The 19,347-nt window shown below is 38.7% G+C and carries 21 protein-coding genes; 11 read left to right on the plus strand and 10 right to left on the minus strand.

Annotated features, from left to right (window positions below):
- The first annotated feature begins 338 nt into the window (after window positions 1–338).
- From I6F44_RS18970 to I6F44_RS19005, 8 genes are all read left to right on the plus strand, one after another.
- On the plus strand, window positions 339–1,271 hold the full coding sequence (locus tag I6F44_RS18970) for a CHAD domain-containing protein (RefSeq protein ID WP_197174366.1): 933 nt from the start codon (window positions 339–341) through the stop codon (window positions 1,269–1,271).
- 26 nt (window positions 1,272–1,297) lie between these two features.
- Entirely contained in the window at window positions 1,298–2,197 is a 900-nt protein-coding gene (locus I6F44_RS18975; RefSeq protein WP_024609365.1) for a DUF350 domain-containing protein, read from the plus strand.
- Between the two features lie 3 nt (window positions 2,198–2,200).
- A complete protein-coding gene (locus I6F44_RS18980; protein ID WP_024589502.1) occupies window positions 2,201–3,922 on the plus strand; it encodes a polyamine aminopropyltransferase in 1,722 nt (573 codons plus the stop codon).
- A 79-nt stretch (window positions 3,923–4,001) separates the two neighbouring features.
- Window positions 4,002–4,415, plus strand: a complete 414-nt coding sequence (locus I6F44_RS18985) for a YjfI family protein (protein WP_004335098.1) — start codon at window positions 4,002–4,004, stop codon at window positions 4,413–4,415.
- Window positions 4,416–4,439: 24 nt separating this feature from the next.
- Window positions 4,440–5,132, plus strand: a complete 693-nt coding sequence (locus I6F44_RS18990) for a PspA/IM30 family protein (protein WP_004335088.1) — start codon at window positions 4,440–4,442, stop codon at window positions 5,130–5,132.
- A gap of 74 nt (window positions 5,133–5,206) precedes the next feature.
- Complete coding sequence (locus tag I6F44_RS18995) at window positions 5,207–5,845, plus strand: DUF4178 domain-containing protein (RefSeq protein ID WP_010554827.1); 639 nt, start codon at window positions 5,207–5,209, stop codon at window positions 5,843–5,845.
- Window positions 5,842–6,168 (plus strand): hypothetical protein, encoded by a 327-nt coding sequence (locus tag I6F44_RS19000; protein WP_010554828.1) that lies wholly within the window; start codon window positions 5,842–5,844, stop codon window positions 6,166–6,168. Before I6F44_RS18995 ends, I6F44_RS19000 begins: the two co-directional genes overlap by 4 nt.
- Window positions 6,169–6,183: 15 nt before the next feature.
- On the plus strand, window positions 6,184–6,369 hold the full coding sequence (locus I6F44_RS19005) for a hypothetical protein (protein ID WP_007579770.1): 186 nt from the start codon (window positions 6,184–6,186) through the stop codon (window positions 6,367–6,369).
- 29 nt (window positions 6,370–6,398) lie between these two features.
- On the opposite strand, the gene I6F44_RS19010 is transcribed toward I6F44_RS19005, so the two are convergent.
- The 5 genes from I6F44_RS19010 to I6F44_RS19030 form a co-directional block, all read right to left on the minus strand.
- Complete coding sequence (locus I6F44_RS19010; RefSeq protein WP_197174367.1) at window positions 6,399–6,800, minus strand: hypothetical protein; 402 nt, start codon at window positions 6,798–6,800, stop codon at window positions 6,399–6,401.
- Between the two features lie 10 nt (window positions 6,801–6,810).
- Complete coding sequence (locus I6F44_RS19015) at window positions 6,811–7,344, minus strand: hypothetical protein (protein ID WP_197174368.1); 534 nt, start codon at window positions 7,342–7,344, stop codon at window positions 6,811–6,813.
- 109 nt (window positions 7,345–7,453) lie between these two features.
- Window positions 7,454–8,830 (minus strand): class II fumarate hydratase, encoded by a 1,377-nt coding sequence (locus I6F44_RS19020; RefSeq protein WP_197174369.1) that lies wholly within the window; start codon window positions 8,828–8,830, stop codon window positions 7,454–7,456.
- An 11-nt stretch (window positions 8,831–8,841) separates the two neighbouring features.
- Complete coding sequence (locus tag I6F44_RS19025; RefSeq protein WP_231609258.1) at window positions 8,842–9,207, minus strand: hypothetical protein; 366 nt, start codon at window positions 9,205–9,207, stop codon at window positions 8,842–8,844.
- Between the two features lie 101 nt (window positions 9,208–9,308).
- Complete coding sequence (locus I6F44_RS19030) at window positions 9,309–9,494, minus strand: hypothetical protein (RefSeq protein WP_010554833.1); 186 nt, start codon at window positions 9,492–9,494, stop codon at window positions 9,309–9,311.
- A 200-nt stretch (window positions 9,495–9,694) separates the two neighbouring features.
- On the opposite strand from I6F44_RS19030, the gene I6F44_RS19035 reads away from it, so the two are divergent.
- On the plus strand, window positions 9,695–10,285 hold the full coding sequence (locus tag I6F44_RS19035) for a DUF938 domain-containing protein (RefSeq protein WP_010554834.1): 591 nt from the start codon (window positions 9,695–9,697) through the stop codon (window positions 10,283–10,285).
- Here I6F44_RS19035 and I6F44_RS19040 read toward each other — a convergent pair.
- The 4 genes from I6F44_RS19040 to I6F44_RS19055 form a co-directional block, all read right to left on the minus strand.
- Entirely contained in the window at window positions 10,262–11,401 is a 1,140-nt protein-coding gene (locus I6F44_RS19040; RefSeq protein WP_197174370.1) for a GNAT family N-acetyltransferase, read from the minus strand. The two genes, I6F44_RS19035 and I6F44_RS19040, sit on opposite strands and share 24 nt — an antisense overlap.
- A gap of 6 nt (window positions 11,402–11,407) precedes the next feature.
- Window positions 11,408–12,796: an alpha/beta hydrolase gene (locus I6F44_RS19045; RefSeq protein WP_197174371.1), complete on the minus strand. Its 1,389-nt coding sequence runs from the start codon at window positions 12,794–12,796 to the stop codon at window positions 11,408–11,410.
- On the minus strand, window positions 12,786–15,506 hold the full coding sequence (locus I6F44_RS19050; RefSeq protein ID WP_197174372.1) for an ATP-binding protein: 2,721 nt from the start codon (window positions 15,504–15,506) through the stop codon (window positions 12,786–12,788). The genes I6F44_RS19045 and I6F44_RS19050 overlap by 11 nt, the downstream gene beginning before the upstream one ends.
- 72 nt (window positions 15,507–15,578) lie before the next feature.
- The gene (locus tag I6F44_RS19055) at window positions 15,579–16,034 is read right to left on the minus strand and encodes an Lrp/AsnC family transcriptional regulator (RefSeq protein WP_007579788.1); all 456 of its coding nucleotides are present in this window, start codon (window positions 16,032–16,034) and stop codon (window positions 15,579–15,581) included.
- Between the two features lie 136 nt (window positions 16,035–16,170).
- Here I6F44_RS19055 and I6F44_RS19060 point away from each other — a divergent pair, with 136 nt between their 5' ends.
- Entirely contained in the window at window positions 16,171–17,340 is a 1,170-nt protein-coding gene (locus I6F44_RS19060) for a PrnB family protein (protein WP_197174373.1), read from the plus strand.
- A gap of 1 nt (window position 17,341) precedes the next feature.
- Window positions 17,342–18,466, plus strand: a complete 1,125-nt coding sequence (locus I6F44_RS19065; RefSeq protein ID WP_197174374.1) for an aminotransferase class V-fold PLP-dependent enzyme — start codon at window positions 17,342–17,344, stop codon at window positions 18,464–18,466.
- Here the strand turns inward: I6F44_RS19065 and I6F44_RS19070 are convergent.
- Window positions 18,450–18,938 (minus strand): RNA-binding protein, encoded by a 489-nt coding sequence (locus I6F44_RS19070; protein ID WP_197174375.1) that lies wholly within the window; start codon window positions 18,936–18,938, stop codon window positions 18,450–18,452. The two genes, I6F44_RS19065 and I6F44_RS19070, sit on opposite strands and share 17 nt — an antisense overlap.
- Between the last annotated feature and the right edge of the window lie 409 nt (window positions 18,939–19,347).

Here is a 19,347-nt window from a genome sequence, read left to right on the forward strand (position 1 = left end):
AAATTGTAGAAAGCCCGAATCTAACGATTCGGGCTTTTTTACGTCTGCAGAAAAGTGAAATGCGCGCAATTAATGCACACTCACATCAACACCCATCACGTAGGGCGGGCGAGCGCAGCGATTCCTGACGCTAAAATCACTGTAAGTACCCCCTTATAACGCTTAAACTTCAATTCTAACCTTACGATATAGCTTAATATTTTCACTAAATTCTCAATAAATCAGACCCTGATTACAGAGTCCCACGTTTCTTCTCATTTTGTTGCAATTTCATTCTTGGTTTAATAAGTGACCTGTGTAAAACTACCTGAGTTAATTTAGTAAATCAGGTGACATGAATGTCGAATATTAAAGCTTGGAAACTTATAAGCCTGTTTTGTTTGTTCGCAGTGCTTATGGGTTGTCAATCGAAAGAAGAGCAGCTGCAACAAACAATTCAAGAGTCTATTAAAAAGGTAGATACGGAGCTGTCTCAGCTTGGTACTGCACTCGATAATGGAAGTGTACGCAATGCTGTGTTACTTAAAAAATATGGCGAGCTTCTTAAAAAACAACAACCAGAGCTTACAAAAGTTGTTGATGTAATTACCCTTGATGCAACGCGCCAAGGCGCACTTTATAGTGGCTTAACACAGCGACTTAAAGATATTAAAGGAACTTACTTAATTCCTCCTTACGAAGATACGTTACATAGCATTGATTTGTTGCGTGATGCATCTAAACCTACGCTATTTTCTGATGCGTTAACCGATCCTATTAATATGCTAGCAGATATGTCCAAAGACACTTTAGCGCGTGTAGGCGCAATTAGTAAGCAAGCTGAAGGTGAGGGTGTTGGTAACCAAATGGTAGGTAACCCTAACTATGGTAACTGGCAATCAAATAGTAACGGTATTAGCTTTTGGCAATGGTACGGAATGTACCGTATTTTAGGTGATGTATTTGATCGTGTTGAATATGGAAGCTGGAGTAAGCGCCGAAAGTATAGCTATTACAATGACTATGGGCGCTCGCGTTATTCAAGCCCTAAACAAATTAAAACCCAAAGCGCGCTAGAAACACGCACGCGCCAAACATACCAACGCCAAGGAAAGCAGTTTACAAGCCCTTATGCGAGTAAAAAAACAGGTGCATCAGGTTTAAGCCGTAGTAGTTATACGCCAGCAAAAAGCCGCAGTAGTTATTCTCGTTCGAGCAGTTATAGCAATAGCTCAGGATCGGTGCGTGATAGCGGTAGCAGAACCTCTCGTGGCGTGAGCCGTGGTAAGTAAAAGAATAAAGTTGGAGTTAGAATAATATGTATGAATTTAATGGAATAACTATGTGGTCACTGCAAGCGCTGGCGATTGATTTTGCGATTATTGTTTTATTATTTGTAAGCCTTAAATATATAAAAGGCTGGGTTTCAAACTTACATGCAAATGATGAAATAACAGAGCGTGATAACTTTGCTTTTGGTATTAGCTTTGCCGCTGGCTTAGTGGCACTGGCGATTGTATTAACGGGTGTAAGTAGCGGAGCTTTTGCTGCAACACTGCAACAAGAAGCACTACAAATGTTAGCTTATGGCGCATTAGCAATTGTACTGATTAAGTTGGGTCACTTTTTTCAAGATAAAGTAGCTCTTCGTAAAGTAAGCCTGCACGACGAAATCGTTAAAGGTAATGTTACAGCTTCAATAATTGATTTTGGCCATGTTGTCAGTGTTGCTATCGTTATTCGCTCAGCTCTTTTATGGGTGGCTACTGACGGCTGGCATGGTCTTCCAATTGTAATTGCCGCCTTTATTATAGGTAGTGTTGTATTACTACTTGTTAGCCAATACCGAGTGCAGTTATTTAAGCGTACAAACAAAAGTGGCGACTGCCTACAACAAGCAATTGTTGATGGTAACTTAGCTGTGGGTATTCGTTACGCTGGATTTTTAATAGGTAGTGCATTAGCTATTACAGCAGCAACGGGTGTTGCACCTTACGCGGCTGATAATATTAATGCGAGTTTACTATACTGGGCTATTAGCGCAGTAGTGAGCCTTGTTGCATTTATTATTTTGCACTTAGTGACAATTAAAATAATTTTATCTGGTTGCGATATTTCCGATGAAGTTAATCGTCAAAAAAATGTAGGTGTAGCTACTATTTCTGCAGCAGTATCATTTGCTGTAGGTATCACTATGGCAACATTACTAGGCGCATAATCAGTGTCATCAACCAACACCCCCCCAAGTAAGTCTCGCTTACTTGGGCACGATATACTACTTATTACTGTTATGGCCGTGCTTGCTGGGTGCGGCCTTATTTATGAATACTTACTGTCTCATTATGCGGGCCGTGTACTTGGCTCAGTAGAGAGCGCTATTTACGCCATGATTGGCACTATGATTGTAGCAATGGGCTTAGGCGCTTTTTTAGCGCGCTGGTTCAAAGATGCATTTACCGCTTTTGCTTGGCTAGAAAGCATTATTGCTTTGGTTGGCATGGGCTGCATTTTAGCGATAGCGGGTGTAATAGCAGTTAGTTATTCTCTTCCTCATTTATTTTCGAGCATTTTTAATTTACCCCCTGATGTTGTACTTAATGGTTACGTATTTCAAAAGCTACAAGAGTGGTCACGTTTTCTACCTTATGTTTTTGGTTTAATACTGGGCTTATTTATTGGTATGGAAATACCGCTTATAGCGCGTATTCGTCAGCATGTTTATGGTCGGTTTTTAGAAAACAACGCAGGGACTATTTATGGTGCCGATTATATCGGTGCTGGTATTGGTGCAGCCATTTGGGTAAGTATCATGCTCTCAATGCCTATAATGCAAGCTGCAGCGTGGACGGCGTTATTTAATATTATTGCGGGGCTCGCGTTTTTATGGCGCTACCATACCCATGTGCGCTTTGCTAAGGCACTTTTAGTTTGCCATATAGTATTACTGGCATTATTTGGCTTTATTTTAGTATTTGGCAGTAGCTGGATGAACAATCTAAGTAATGTTTTATACAAAGATAAAGTAATTTATTCGCAAGCAACTAAATACCAACACGTAGTTTTAACCGAAAGATTAAGCAAAAACCAACCTCAGCCAATTACCGATTTATATTTAAATGGGCGTTTACAGTTCTCAAGTATTGATGAGCAAATATATCACTCAATGCTGGTTTACCCTGCAATGCTTGCCTCTAACAGACACGACCGTGTATTAATAATTGGTGGTGGTGACGGGCTTGCACTTAGAGATGTTTTAAAGTGGCCTGTAAGTGAAGTAACGCTAATAGATTTAGACGCGCAACTACTCAATTTATTTGGTCATAAAGACGGTGACTTTACGCCGCCAGAGCACATCAATAAGCGATTGCTACAGCTAAACAATAAATCGATGCATGATTCGCGAGCCAACATAATTGTGGGTGATGCATTTTTAGAAGTTGAAAAACTGCTTGATCAATCTAAGCAGTTCGACACTATTTTAATTGATTTACCTGACCCTAATCATCCTGATCTAAATAAAATGTACAGTGACTACTTTTATAATCATGTACGGCAGTTATTAGCACCCGATGGCGCAATGGCGGTTCAATCAACCTCACCTTATCACGCTAAAAAAGCGTTTTTAAGCATTGCTAAAACAGTTAAAGCTGCTGGGTTTGAGTATGTTGAGCAGTATCAGCAAAACATACCTTCTTTTGGGCAGTGGGGCTGGACTATAGCGACTAAAATGGGGCAGTCGGCCAGTGGCCGTATTAATGATGCGACGGCTATGCCTGTGCCATCAAGATGGATTAGTAAAGAATATTTATTGGCAAGTTTTGTATTTCCTAACCACTACTTTGAACAAGTTAAAAGTATTGAGGTCAATAGGTTAGGGTCTGGTCAGTTGTATGATTACTACCGAACTGCATGGCAAATAGAAAGCGAATTGTATAAAAACTAATAAAACATGGTTGACATAATATGTCGACCATGAGAATCTTAACTCAGACATAATATGTCAAACGACAAAAGGCAGAGACATGGAATTAAATGAACTTTCAATAAAATTAGCTTCTTTTGAAACTGAAGGCGCTAACTTTGAGTCTTTCTTGATTGCCAACCCAGGCGAGCAAGATGTTTTACAAGTCATTGTTGATGGAAATGATGAACTTCCAATTTTTGTTACACAAACGCAAGAGCAGTTGTTATGTATTAGCTACTTGTTTGACGAAGATGAAGTTAAGAGTGAATTACGCAACGAGTTAAACGAAACATTACTACGTTTAAACGTGCCAATTCCACTGAGTGCATTTGCTAAAATCGATAACAAATACGCGATTTTTGGTGCACTGTCGGTAAATTCATCACTAGATGACGTTACCCACGAACTAGTGACATTAGCCGATAACGCTATCGATGCACTAGAAGCCGTGACCTTGTATTTAAACGATTAATAGCTAGTCAGTGGAGTTAAGATTATGAGTATTTTAAAAAAATTATTTACAGCAGTACGTGGCGGCGCTCGTGAAGCAGGCGAAGCAATTGTAGACAAAAATGGCATCCGTATTTTTGAGCAAGAAATTGCAGACGCGCAAAATGCACTTCACCGAGCTAAAAAAAGCCTTACTGAAGTAATGGCCAAAGAAATGCAAACTAAGCGTAAAATTAGCGCTGTAGATGCATCAATCGCTGAACATGAAGCGTATGCAGGCCAAGCTCTTGAAAAGGGCAACGAAGCGTTAGCATTAGAAATTGCAGAAAAAATTGGTGACTTTGAAGCTGAAAAAGCTGAAAACGAGCAAGTATTGTCTGGCTTTAGCAATCACATTGTTGCGCTTAAGCAGCAAGTTAAAGATGCTGAAAAATCGATTAAAGAGAATCAGCGTCAGCTTACAATGGTTAAAACCACTGAAAGCGTACAGCAAGCAACAATGGCTGTTAACAGCACGCTTAATACAAACAGCTCGTCTATGACATCGGCTCGTCAATCGCTTGAACGTATTAAACAGCGCCAACAAGATCGAAGTGACCAGCTTGGTGCTGCAAAGCAACTTGAGTCAGACGTAAATGGCGATGACTTAAAAGCAAAAATGGCTGAAGCAGGCATTGGCGACACAAGTCCAAAAAGCGCTGATATTTTAGCTCGCATCAAAGCGAAGCAAAATAGCTAACTATTACGTTTATACTTTAAAAAGGTAACCGAGTTTTTCTCAGTTACCTTTTTTGCTTAGAAGGCAGCCTTCCTATGTTTAATTTTTTCAAATCTAAAAAAGAGCCAGAACGTCAACTTAATCATCCGAGCGATCTTAAAAAAGGCGACATGTTTAGCGTTATTGATTCATTTGCCTATCCTGCATGGTTAAAGGGTGAAACGTTACGTGTTACTGATATTCAGACTTACCAATATCAGCACAGTAGCGATACTGAATTTGTACTTGAGACAAATAGCGGCCAAGTTGTATTTTTACAAATTGAGCAAGATGATGGCGAAGAGTGGGCTAACTTTTCTATTAAAATTCAGCGAAACGAAGTTGAAGAGATATTTAGCCTTGATGAGTTTGCGCGTATTTTTGATGAAGAGTCGTTAACCCACATTACAGTGCAAAATACACCAGAGCGCTTTATGCAGTTTTTAGCTAAAAGCTACCAACAAAGCGAGTCGCCTTATGTGTGTTATTTCCATAATAAAGATTACCGCAACCAAGCATTACCTCGTTATGAGCAAGAAGGTGGCGAGCCATGTGAAATGATTTGCTTAGCGTCAGATAATGAAGGCTTTGGTTTAAATATCGAAATTTGGGATGGCGGCGAAACCGAAGTATCGCTAACGCTCATGCGTCCAATGTCAGACATTGTAGACTTGTTTCCCGGAGACGCTAAGTGAGTGATGCTAAAGACAAGTGGTTACGTCAGGAACAAGCTGTACGTGCCACACAAATGGCATTTGATCTAAGCAGCGAAGTTCAAAAACTGATAAAAAAGCAGGCAATTGATCAAGAGCTAACGCCGTCAGATATGATCCGAAAAATACTTGGCTTAGACGTAAAGTCTAAAAAAACGCGTCAACGTTTATCGTTTAACTTAAATGATGATGAAATAGCGCAACTAGCCAGTCGCTTTGATGTACAAAGCGATGATAAGCGAGCCGTAAAACAACAAGTAGCTGATTTATTAATAGCTCACACTAAAAATAAAAAAGTGAAATAATTTAATTAGGTTTTTATGAATATTATTTTAATTGCTTACTTAATTATTTTTGCGTTGTTTGGTACTGCGGCGAGTTATTTTGTACGTTTTATTTATGCATATTGGGTGCTTAAAACAATGCCCATGAAATACATTATTAAAGCGGGTATTTGCGTGGTACTGGTGGTAGTAATTTCAGCGTTAATTCCGTATTTAAGTTAACGCTGAAATTAGCTTATACGCGGCCGTTTTTATTTTATATCAAACGACTGGCATTGGTGGTTAATACACAGCGATTGCACTTCAAGTACAGGAGAACAATCAGTTAAGCCTTGTGCTTTATTTTGTATGTTTTCTTGTTTTGTTATTTGTTGAGCAAGCTTTTCTGCTTCTTCTTGAGATGTGTTTAGCGTTGAATAAACAGCATATTTACTCGGTCCGCCGCATGCGCGGGCGCCCACTTCAAGTACTTTGCACTGAAAGCTTGCAGTGCAGCTGTTATTACTCACCATGTTATTCAGATCATAGTTTAAGTCAGATAAGTTTTTATTTTGCTCATTTGACGTCACAGTACTAGCACAACCACTTAGTAATAAAATGCTGCTAGCAATGCTTAAAATTGATAGTTTAATTGCCGATGGTAAACAACTCATAACGTTATCCTTAAAATGCACTTACCGCTGAGCCTTCAAGTTTAACACATTTATTTTCAACACACTGCGTGCTTGGCGTTGTTAAATGCTGACAAATGCTCATCATTCCTTTTTGTGAATTATAACTACTTTCAAGCTTTGTGATTTTATCGCTAAGGACAGCTACTTGTTCCTCAGACGCGGTGTTTGTTGAGTACACAATAAAGCTGCTTGGCCCACCACATGCGCGACTGCCTACTGCACTTACTCTACATTGGGTGCTGGTATCACATTGCTTATCTGTAATTAGCGTATTTAATTCGGTTTTGGCTGCTTTTATATCGTCTATTGAAACGTTTTTTAAATCAGCTTTTGGTATTTTTTCAGCAACTACGTTCTTTTTAGTATTTTCTTGTAATTGAGTGTTTTCTTTTAGCTTTTGTAGCTCTTGCTTTGGTGCTTCAGTTTCTGAGGTGATTGTTACTTGCTGCGTTTCAGTGGGTGCTTTATCTAAGCATGCAGTTAAACAAAGTGGTAAAAGTATGGCTAACAATGGGGTACGCATAACAAACCTTGATAGTGATGAAATATTCATCACTATCATACACGGTGCATTTTTTACGGCAATAAAAACTATATTATCAAGTAATTAAAGCCGTGAAAAATATCGTTTATTAAAGTCCACCCTGCGTTAGTTTGGTGGGGTTAAGTAGTTTTTCGAGTTCACTGCGTGGTAAATCGGTTTCTTGTTCGGCTACATCAATAATAGGGCGGGCTTCTTTATAAGCCTGCTTTGCTATTTTTGCTGCTTTTTCATAACCGATCACCGGATTAAGCGCAGTTACCAAAATTGGATTTTTAGCGAGTGCTTTATCTATATTTGGCTGATTCACCTTAAAACTGGCAATCGCTTTATCGCCCAGCGCTTGTGCGCTATTTGCAAGTAATTGTATGCTTTGCAAAATATTATAAGCAATAACAGGTAACATTACGTTTAGCTCAAAGTTACCCGCTTGGCCTGCTACTGTAATGGTCGCGTCGTTACCTATTACTTGTGCACTTACCATTGCGGCGGCTTCTGGTATAACCGGGTTTACTTTGCCAGGCATAATAGAGGAGCCTGGTTGAAGCGCTTCAAGCTCTATTTCACCTAAACCTGCAAGTGGTCCTGAGTTCATCCAGCGTAGGTCGTTGGCTATTTTCATTTGTGCGACAGCGAGTACTTTTAATTGCCCAGAAAGTGCGACGATGGCGTCTTGTGAACCTATATTATAAAAAAAGTTACTACTGGGCGTAAATCTAATGCCTACATTGGCACTCAGATTTTCTGCAAATTTGGCTGCAAACTTAGGGTCGGCATTTATTCCTGTTCCAACAGCTGTACCGCCTTGTGCAAGTTCGCATACACGCTCTAAGCTATGTCTAATTCCTGCTGCGGCATGATTAACTTGTGACTGCCATGCACTGAGTGTTTGATCAAACGTTACAGGCATTGCATCCATTAAATGCGTACGGCCCGTTTTAACTATATGGCCTACTTCAGCTTTTTTCTTTTCCAGGCTTTGCGATAAGTTTTCAAGCGAAGGAAGTAATTCGTACACTACATTTATTGCGCTACTGAGTGCGATAGCAGTAGGGACTACATCGTTAGAGCTTTGCCCCATATTCACATCATCATTAGGGTGAATGCTTTCATTGCCTATCCGGCTAGCAAGCGTTGCAATAACTTCATTGGCATTCATATTTGAGCTTGTGCCAGAACCTGTTTGAAAAATATCAACGGGAAAATGCTCAACATGTTCACCATCAATAATACTTTGACAAGCTTGCTCAATTGCATCGGCTTTAGCTTTGCTTAAATGGCCTAGCTCACAGTTACTTTGTGCAGCGGCTTGTTTTATATAAGCCAGTGCAGTTATAAATTGCTTTGGCATAGGTAAGCCACTAATGGCAAAATTATTAACCGCTCGCTGTGTTTGCGCTTGATAGAGCGCATCAGTAGGTACTTTTAGTTCGCCCATGCTGTCTGATTCTGTTCTAAAGTTGCTCATAAGTGTGCTCCTTAAAAAGGGTTGAATTCGTGACTAAGAATACGAGCTTCACGCTCAAGTATTAAAAATTGTGCAGTATTGTTATGCACTTTATAAAACCGTTTTAGTGCTAATAAAGGTTTGTATAACTGCTCTAAACATTGTTTACGAATAGCATTATGTATAAGAGGGTCGCACATTTTGTTCATAATTTCATGGTGTGTGCGTCTAAGATAAAACTCTTGAAGCAAGGGATTACGTTGTTGCTCAAATTTTTTAGCGACGTTAAGGGCGGTTTCTATGTAATCGGCAACGAGCATGGGTGCATGCAGGCCAGGTCTTAAGCAATGGCAAGAGAGTTCTTGATGGTAACGATGCTGGGCATAATTTGAAGACATAAAAAAACCGACTTAAGTTAACGATAATAGTTATCATTACATTTAATCGGTTTCAGTGTAAACAGTTATTATAAAAATTATTTGCGATACTAATTTGAGTTTTAATTGTAGCCAAGAATAAATATCTGATCTGTTTCATGTTTGGTCATCGCCTGTTGATTATGTTTAGGGTGCGAAAGTAAATCGATTACTGTAGCTCTCATATCAACGGCGTAACTATGATCGTCGGTGGTTTTTTCGGTTATAGCAATAGCTGCGTCTACAGCGGTATAAGGGGGTATATGCATAATTTTATCCTTTGAAATTTAATATAAGTTAAACCCTTTAGTGGGTTAGTTATATAAAAGCATATTACGTACCAATCATAATAAATTAACTCAACCATATGATAGTTATAGTGTTTAAAAATTATCTTTTTTTCATCACGACAAAATAAGCTAAATTTGCTTTACTGTTGTGCATTAATCTACAATTTTGGTGCACAGTAATGACAAAGCCATTTTCACAAGCCTGTGAAAACAATAAAACCCCTATTTTAGAGCAATTAAAGGACGTATTAAAAAATACTAAAACAGTACTCGAAGTTGGCTCAGGAACCGGCCAGCATAGTGTTTTTTTTGCAGAGCAATTACCACATTTACAATGGCATACAAGTGATCGTGCTATAAACCACGAAGGGATTAATTTATGGCACCGCGAAGCTAATTCAACTAATTTACATGCACCACTTGAGCTTGATTTAAATAATGAGTGGCCAATAGATAAAGTTGACGCTATTTATACTGCAAACACATTTCATATTGTAAGTTGGCAATTAGTTGAGCGTTTTTTTGATGGTGTTAAACGCCACTTAAATAGCGACGGTATGTTGTGTATTTATGGGCCATTCAAATACCAAGGTGAATTTACCAGCCCAAGTAATGATGACTTTAGTGCCTTTTTAACAGAGCGCGATCCGTTAAGTGGAATAAGAGATTTTGAAGCAGTTGAACAACTAGCTAAGCAAGCAGGGCTTACGCTTATTAGCGATACAGCCATGCCTGCAAATAATCAGTTACTCGTTTTTAAACGGCAGTAATGAGCTACATTGCTCTTTATATATATCAATATGGCCGCGTTCACGCTTTAAGTAGTCGCTTATTGCATTACTAAAGTCGCCATCAACAATATGGTGAGCAGAGTAGGTAAGTACGGGTTCAAATCCGCGTGCTATTTTGTGCTCACCTTGTGCACCCGAATGAAAACAGTTGAGTTTATGCTTTATTGCAAACTCAATACCTTGGTAATAACACAATTCAAAGTGCAGCGAATCTACTTCCTCACTTGCTCCCCAGTAGCGCCCATAAAGCGTATTTTTACCTACTAAACTAAGTGTTGCAGCAATCACGTTATCGTCTCTTTTGGCCAGCATAATAACGAGAGTATTAGCCATTAAGGCATGTAAAAGCGTAAAAAACTCCATATTTAAATAGCCCAAATGACCAGAGCGCTTTAAGTAGGTACGCTGATAAAACTCACAAAACAATTGCATTATCTCGGGCGTAATTTGCGTTCCTTGCAGCCATTCAATATCAATGTTCTGTTGCGCTATTTTAGCTCGCTCTTTTTTAAGTGACTTACGTTTTCGTGAGCTAAGCATCTGCAAAAAGTCGTCAAAGGATTCATAACCTTTATTAAACCACTGAAATTGCACACCCACTCTTAACATGGCGTGTTGCTCAGTTAATGAGGTGGCTTGGGCTTGGTCGCAAAAATTAACATGCCATCCCGACCATCCTTGCTGAGCACTGTGTAAGCTAAGTTGCTCTGTAATGTATTGATATACCGCATTTGGATTAGCGTGCTCGATAGCAATGCGCTTGCCTTCAATAGGGCTAAAAGGAATGCCAGATAGCCACTTGGGATAATATTCTAAACCGTGTTTTTCGTATGCCTCAGCCCATGCCCAGTCAAATACATACTCGCCGTATGAATGACTTTTTAAATACCCGGGTGCAAGTGCAACGAGCGTATCATCTTCAAAAATAGCGAGGTGATGGGGCTGCCAACCGCTTTTTTGTGTTACGCATTGGCTTTGTTCAAGGGCATATAAAAAAGTATGTTGAGTAAATGGTTCATCACCAAATAAACGTTGCCACTGCGCCTGATCAATCTCATTAATACTGCTAAACCATTGGTGCGAAAACGTTCCCATGACTACTTACCTTGTAGTTGTTCTAAGCTGTTCTACGTTTTTAATAAACGTACTAATTTGCATTTTAAGCTCGGTAAAATGAGGATTATAAGTTAAGCGCTGTAAAGCCGGATAGTGTTTTAAGTTGGCGCTTGTACGCTCTCCTAGTTGTGGTTTTTTAGTTGTTTTACATGTTTCATACAGGGACTCATCGTTAATAAAGCTGCCACAATTGCGATAAGTGGCGTTAATTCCATAATGTGGATTTTGCGGTGAGTTAACAACAGCAATATGCGACATACCATGAACCTTTTTACATTGAGGTGTTGTGCATTGCGGATTATTTACTGTGTAGTCACTAGCAAAGTCTGGCGGTAAAATATTGGTGCTTCCATAAAGTACTAAAGTATCGAGTGGCTTATATTTTACTGAATTATCTTTGTGTAATGTACTCAATAACTTTAGCGTGGCACGCGTGTCTATCGTGGTATCAATATCACTAAGTACACTAAAAATAGGTAATTTAAGTGCAGGGCGTTTGTTTAAGCTACTTACACTTGCAAGTGACATTGCATCGTACGAAGCGGCAGCTGCGTTTAGAGGAAATGATTCATACTTAGCAAAGTCTACATCGGCATCTTTATCAATCCAATTAACAAAGGGTATGGCATCAATCCACTTTGCTATCCAGCCGTACTTATTATGTGGCTCAGAGCCGGGCGAATAAAGCATAAGCGCTTTAATTTTAGAGGATACAGTGTGTTTGGTTGCGTAATCAATAAGTAACGCTGCACCGGTAGAGTAACCTGCGAGTATCACCTCATCAAAGTCTTGTACGGAGCGTTCAATACCGTATTTTATTGCTTGTTGCCATTGGCTAACGTCTACATTGAGTAACGCACTTGCGGCGCTTCCATGTCCTGGTAATAAAATAGTACGCACAGTATAGCCTTGCTGATAATACACTTGTGCTAAATCGTGATACGTAAAGGGGGAGTCAGTTAGTCCGTGGATTAATAGCGCAACTTTATTGCTGTTTGGATGCGTAAGCTCAAAAGGGGCAATAATATCTGCAATAGTAGGGTCAGGTTTTCGCGTACCTTGTGTTACTAATTGCTGATACGTTTGTGTAATAACAGGGCATGGCATATTTGCACGTGGATTGGCTTTATTTATATGTTTATATGCAAAATCTAAGTAATCGTTAAATGGCAAAAGGGCGTGGTAATTAAAGCGCTGGTGGTTGTGCTCATTTTCAAAGCGTAATAAGCCTTGTTGCTTACTTTTTGTTATAAATTTAAAGTCGCTCGCCTGCGATATACAGTTTTGAGCGACAGCTGTATGAGAAAAAACACTTAAAACAAAACCCAAAAATACTCTTAAAACTATTCTTAAAATTAAACCACTATTGTTCATTAACTTCTGCATATTGGACAAGACACTCGGTTAGCTTAATGAGTTCAAGCGGTTTTGCAAGATGTTGATTAAATCCAACTGCTTGTGCATGTGCTTTATCCTCTGGCATTACGTCGGCAGTTAAAGCAATAATCGGGAGTTCTTGTTCGGTTTTAAACTGGCGGATCAGTGCCGTTGCTCTATAGCCATCCATTATAGGCATTTGGCAATCCATAAGGACTAAATCAAAATGTTGTTTTTTCACTATATCGACCGCCAACTCACCGTTTTCTACTATATACGGCACAATCCCTAACGAGCCAAGCATCGCCTTAATAACCATTTGATTTACTGGGTTATCCTCTGCGACCAAAATGTCTAGCGAAGTAATATTAGTATTATCAAATGTAATAACATGTTCTTTTTTAGGCTCTGTTGTTTCTAATCGTATTGAAAATGTAAAAGTAGAGCCTTTATCTATTTCACTTTTAAGTGTTATTTCTCCCCCCATTAGCTGGCTTAGCTCTTTAGCTATGGTTAAGCCAAGTCCTGTACCGCCAAACTGCCTTGAGGTAGAACTATCAGCTTGGGTAAATGCGTTAAATAATTTTTTATGCTGGCTTGGTTTTATACCTATTCCGGTATCACTAACGTTTATAACAAGCTGTACTTTATTGGCGGCAGTAAACTCTGTTTCTATGTTTAAAGCAACGCTGCCTTGGCTTGTAAATTTAATCGCGTTACTACATAAATTAAGTAATACCTGCTCAATTCGCATAGGATCACCAATAAACCAGGTATTTAAAGGTAGCTTTGAGTTAACTTGCCAGTTAATACCTTTGTTAACTGCGCTTTGTTCAAACATATTGTCTATGCGTGTTATTAAGGCACCTAGGTCGAATGCAATAGATTCAATAACTAACTTTTGGGATTCTATTTTTGATATATCAAGAATGTCATTAATTAAGTTTAATAAACTTTTAGATGATGAATTTATTTTATCTAAATAGCCAATGAGTGTACTTGCACTGTCTGTTTCTCGAGCAAGTGAAGAAAAACCAATAACGGCGTTTAATGGTGTACGTATTTCGTGGCTCATATTCGCTAAAAATTGGCTTTTAGCCTGATTAGCTAAATCAGACTGCTGCTTTGCTTGTGCGAGTGAGTGTGTACGCTCTGCAACTTGACGTGTAAGTGCAATCTGTTGCTGATTAAACAGCAGTAAAACCATTAAAATTAAAGAACATACGGCAACTTGAAGTATGAGCAATAATAGAGTTAGTTGACTATTATGTTGTGTTAAAAAGCTTTCTTTAAGGGCTAGTTTTACAATCCATTTTTGCCCTGCAAAGTCCACGTCAAACGACATTAAACGGCTGCCTTTGGCTTGCTGAACATCCTGAGAGTAATTACTATAAAACGGCGGTGTGTTTGTATCTTCGTATATACCAATCGAAAACATATCAGACTGTTCTTTAGAAATGGCCTGCTCAATAATACTACGCACTAAAAATATACCAGTGGCATAGCCTTTAATTGTTTTTTCATCGTTATATTGGGAGTACACAGGGGCAAATAATAAATAGGCTGGTTTAGGTTGTTTGGTTTGCACCAACTGAATTATTTTAGTTCCGACTGGCATGTACTTTATAGCGGGGTTAAGCAGAGAGTTTTTTCGATCAGGGTTTGAAAATACATTAAAGCCAATAGCTTTTTGATTACCATTAAAAGGAGCTATGTATTTTACTATAACAAGGGGATCGTTAATTTCAAGAGGTTCGCCAACTATATCAATATCTAAATGGTAAATATTTGATATTTCTTGAGCAAAGACTTCGCGTTGATCTTGAGGTATTTTTGCATTCCACGATAAAGCGTTAATAAACTCGTATTGAGTTAGTAACTGACTAGCATAAGAATAAAAATCTTGCTGGCTCAGCATGGGAGATGATTGAACCTGACTTGCTAAGCTCTGCACTGCAATAATACTGCGATTTGTATATCTATAAAGGCTGTTTTCTATAACGTGGACTTCACGTTCGGCAATTTTAATAGTGCTTATACGATTTTCCTGATCGTATAATTGTGTTGTTACCGCGACTGATAAAAATAAAACTGAGCATACTGCAATTGTCGGAAATGCCGATATAGTATGTTGATTAGACTTTTGTGGTAACAAAGAAAGTAAAAACGGAGTTGCAATTAATACCCCTAATGTATCACCAAGCCACCAGTAAATAACATTTTTCCAATGATTATCAATACTGTAAAGCGAGTTGAATTGGCTTAAGGCAAATACGCCAAAGTTAGCTGAAATTAAGCTGACCAATATGGCTATGACTAAAATAAAGTAAATTATATTCTTGCGCTTTTTAAAGCGCAGCGGGTGACCAAGCCAATACTTTAAAAGAGCTGCGCCGACCATTGCCTGTATAACAACACCAAAGGCGATATACATTGCCTCGTTGAATGAGTTGCCGACCAGGACTAGCTCATGAGCTGAACTGTCAAAAATATTAAGGTTAAAGGCAATTGCAGCTACAAATAAAGGCGGGATAAAGCGCCACCACCAAATATAACAACCGACTAGAGCTATGCCGGCAGGTAACCAAATTGGAATTATTTGCGAGTTAAAAGCAAGTTTAGTGAGTGCTATGCCGACTAAAAAATATGCTAAAGCAAACATGATGTAAAAAATAATGGAATGATTTTTAGAGTTAAAATTTTTCACATAAGGTCCAAGCAATTATTATTATCGTTTTGAAATATCAGTATAGCTAACAGTAAGTTATTTTGGTTATTTTTATAATGGTAACTGTTTTTTGCTAAATGACTGCTTTAACACGACTGTTGATTCTATATTTGCAATACAACTTAAACTACCTAGTTGATGTTTTACAAATGTTTCGTAGCTCTCAAGATCATGTGCAATGATTTTTAATAAATAATCATAGCTTCCTGATATTACACAACACTCTAATACATGTGGTAATTTTTCTACATGTTGCTCAAATTGCTCTGCAGCACTTACCGAGTTTTGGCTTAATCGTACGAACGCATATACCAACACATTAAGATTAAGTGCTTTAGGATTTATGGCGGCGTGGTAGCCGGTAATAATGTTTTCTTGCTCTAACTTTTTTATACGCCTTAAACAAGGTGTATCCGATAGGTTAATACTGCTGGCCAAATCTGAAACAGACATACGAGCTTGGCTTTGCAGTGCAATGAGTAATTGCTGGTCTTTTTTATCTAACATAGTTGTCGGCTTTTATTAATTATTTTTATATTTGTAGTGATTATTGCTAAGTATTGCAATTTTTACTAATTTTTTTGGCGTTTTACCCTCATTGAACTCTGTTAGCATTTAACTATAAAAATAATAGAGCACAACAATGAACACACATACCGCTATTTTTGATCACTGGATACGAACAGAGTTTGTCACTTTAAATAGTGAATTAGAGCAGCTTTATTGGCAGCAAACCGATAAAGCAAATGTAGAAGGAATAGGTGAGGCCTTAAAGCAACAATTAGAAAAAAAAGGCAACGCATTAATTAGCAATTTATTAGCCGAGGGAAACACAGATCAAGGCTTTGATAGCGCTTTTGACTTACTCGGTAACGTAGGATTGTTTATGGCGGCGTGTAGGCGCCATGAAATTACTGAGCCAAGCAGAGAAACCAGCTCCCCACTAATAGAAGCCTCAGCGCTTGCTATGCATATAGGCGCATCCATTGGCGTAACACCTCGTTTTGCTACCGCCCATTTAACTACTCATAACAAATCACTTAACGGTATTTATAAACGATTTACTAATTTACCCGACGAAAAGCTATTTATTGATTACAACACCCAAGGTATTTTGGCCTATAAACGTGCAAGTGATGCTTTATTAAAAATATTGCCGTTAGGTATCTCACACCCCCTGTGTGGTGAGTTATTAAAAGTAGCCAAACAAGCGCTTATAGATGTAATTGAGTCAAACAATGTACTTTATTCTGAGCTCGATACAGATCGATTTTTTAACTGCGTTCGCCCTTATTATAAACCGTACCGTGTAGGCAAAGAGGTTTACAGAGGCGCAAATGCAGGTGATTTTGCAGGCATTAACGTGATTGATATGCTGCTAGGGCTGTGTAGCGCAAATGAGCCAAGTTACTCGCAAATGCTGGTGGATAAGTTTTTATATATGATGCCAGAGGATCAACAAATCCTGCGAGAAGCCATGCGTATGCAAAGCTTTATGGATGACTTTTTACAAGCCAAGCCATATAAAAATACAGATTGGTTTAAAAGCCATGCAACGTTATTTATTCAAGTGTGTAAATTACATGGCGACACTGCAGTCGGTCATCATAATCAACTGGTTGAAAAGTTTATTGCTCAGCCCTCAAAAAATATGCAACAGCAACATATGAGCAAGGTAACAGCAAGTGGTCCGCCGCTTCATGTGTTAATTGATTCGCTCGAAAAATTAAGAGATAGGCGAGCCAGCGCCAAACGCGACGATATAAAAACACGTTTTGACGATCTAAATACACTTAAAGAATGGATTCAATAGCATGCTTAAAAATGATTTTTGTATGGCCGATGGCTGTTATTTATTAAACCACTCGGTAGGGCGTCCTCTTAAAAATACACAGCAATATTTAGCTCAGCACTACTTTTTACCATGGGAGAGCTCAAATAAAGAACCTTGGCAACAATGGCTGCCCGCAGTTGAGCAATTTACTACCGGGCTTGGTAAGTTATTTAATGCGCCTAGTTCGCAGTTTTGTCCTCAGGTTAATTTATCAAGTGGCTTGACAAAGTTGCTTATGTCGCACCCTCGATTACAGCAAAAAAATTGTAAAGTGCTTATGGCGCAAAGTGATTTTCCGAGCATGGGTTTTGCAATGCAAAAAGCATTACCAGAGTGCGCGCAAATCATGTTTATACCTGAGCACGAAGATTTAAGTGATATTAGTGCTTGGCAGCGCTATATAACCGCCGATATTGATTTAGTTTTTATAAGCCATGTGTATTCAAATACAGGAGTGCAGGCGCCTGTGTACGATATTGTAGCTATAAGTAAATTAACCAATAGTTTATCAATAGTTGATGTTGCTCAGTCAGCGGGTGTTATACCGCTTGATTTAAGCGTACTCGATGCGGATTTTATGATTGGCTCGAGTGTTAAATGGCTATGTGGCGGCCCAGGTGCAGCTTATTTGTGGGTTAACAAAAATCAAATAGAGTATTGTGAGCCTAAAGATGTGGGTTGGTTTTCGCATCAAAATCCATTTGAGTTCGATATTAACCACTTCGAATATAACGTCAGTGCACTCAAGTTTTGGGGTGGCACTCCCTCTGTAGCGCCTTATATTATTGCCGCAAATAGTATTGCCTACTTTGCAGAGCTAACAGCTCACAAGGTAAGGGTGCATAACTTAGCGATGCTTACGCCTATTCATGAGCAACTAAGCGAATATGTTGTATCACCTATGAGTGGTGATAAATGCAGCGGGACTGTTATTTTGTTTTTTAACAAGCAGCAAAACCATGTATTAACAGAGCTTAATAAAGCGAAAGTCAGTGTAGATGCTCGCAAATTTGGAATACGAGTATCGCCACATATTTATAATACTCAAGAAGACGTTGCGCAATTTATTTCTATAGTAAAACGAGCGCTTAAGGATTTTGGCTAAGCTGCAGCTTTCTTTGCTTTAATGACTCTATTTTTTGCTGCGTTTGACTAATTGATGCGTCGTAGGCTTGTTTTAATGAATTTGTTTTAGTTGCGATAGCATCAGCAATAGACGAAGCGCCTAAACGATTGGCCTTATCTTGAGTCATGTAATCTATCTGTTGTTTTTTAGCTGCGTATTCTTTTTGGCTTTGTTCAATAGATAACTCAAGGCGCTTTATTTCACGCTCTATTTGTTGAACCTCTAAATAGTCATCAACAGAGGTATCGGTGATACCTTTACCGGGCGTAGAGCTTTTATAAGCTTCAATTACATTGATATCTTTTAGAGTAATAACTTGTGCATCTTTAGCGCAAGGCGTTTGGCTAAAAGTAGGAACGCCCTTAATTACACACTTATACACTGTTGTACTTTGTGCCAAGGTAAAAAATGGTGCTGCCGCGCAAAATGATAGCAATATGAACCGGATCATAGCTAAACCTAAAAGTGGCTAAAGTTGTGTTAATAATGCCCTAAGTTATTACTAGGCACAATTTGTTTAATTTTTATAAATTTTAGGCAAAAAAAACCACAATTAAGTGGTTTAAATTAAGTATGGTCCAGAGGGAGGGATAGGCTCGCTTACATCCATGTAACCAATTGCTGCACGACGCTTGCAGCGGCCCAAAATGTTCCGGACATTTTGTCGAACCCTGTCGAGGGTTCTCACCCTCCCAATTTAGTATCGGTGTTAAAATTTAGGCACAAAAAAACCACAATTAAGTTAACACCGATCAGTTAAGGTATTTTTGATCGGTTGACCGATCTTTTGGTTGCTTCACAATACCCTTATCATCTTTTGATTATGAGGGTATTTTTATGCTTAGTCATTGGTTACTTGA

This window comes from Pseudoalteromonas sp. NZS11_1, assembly GCF_015864275.1.
In the GTDB taxonomy this organism is placed as follows: Bacteria; Pseudomonadota; Gammaproteobacteria; order Enterobacterales; family Alteromonadaceae; genus Pseudoalteromonas; species Pseudoalteromonas arctica.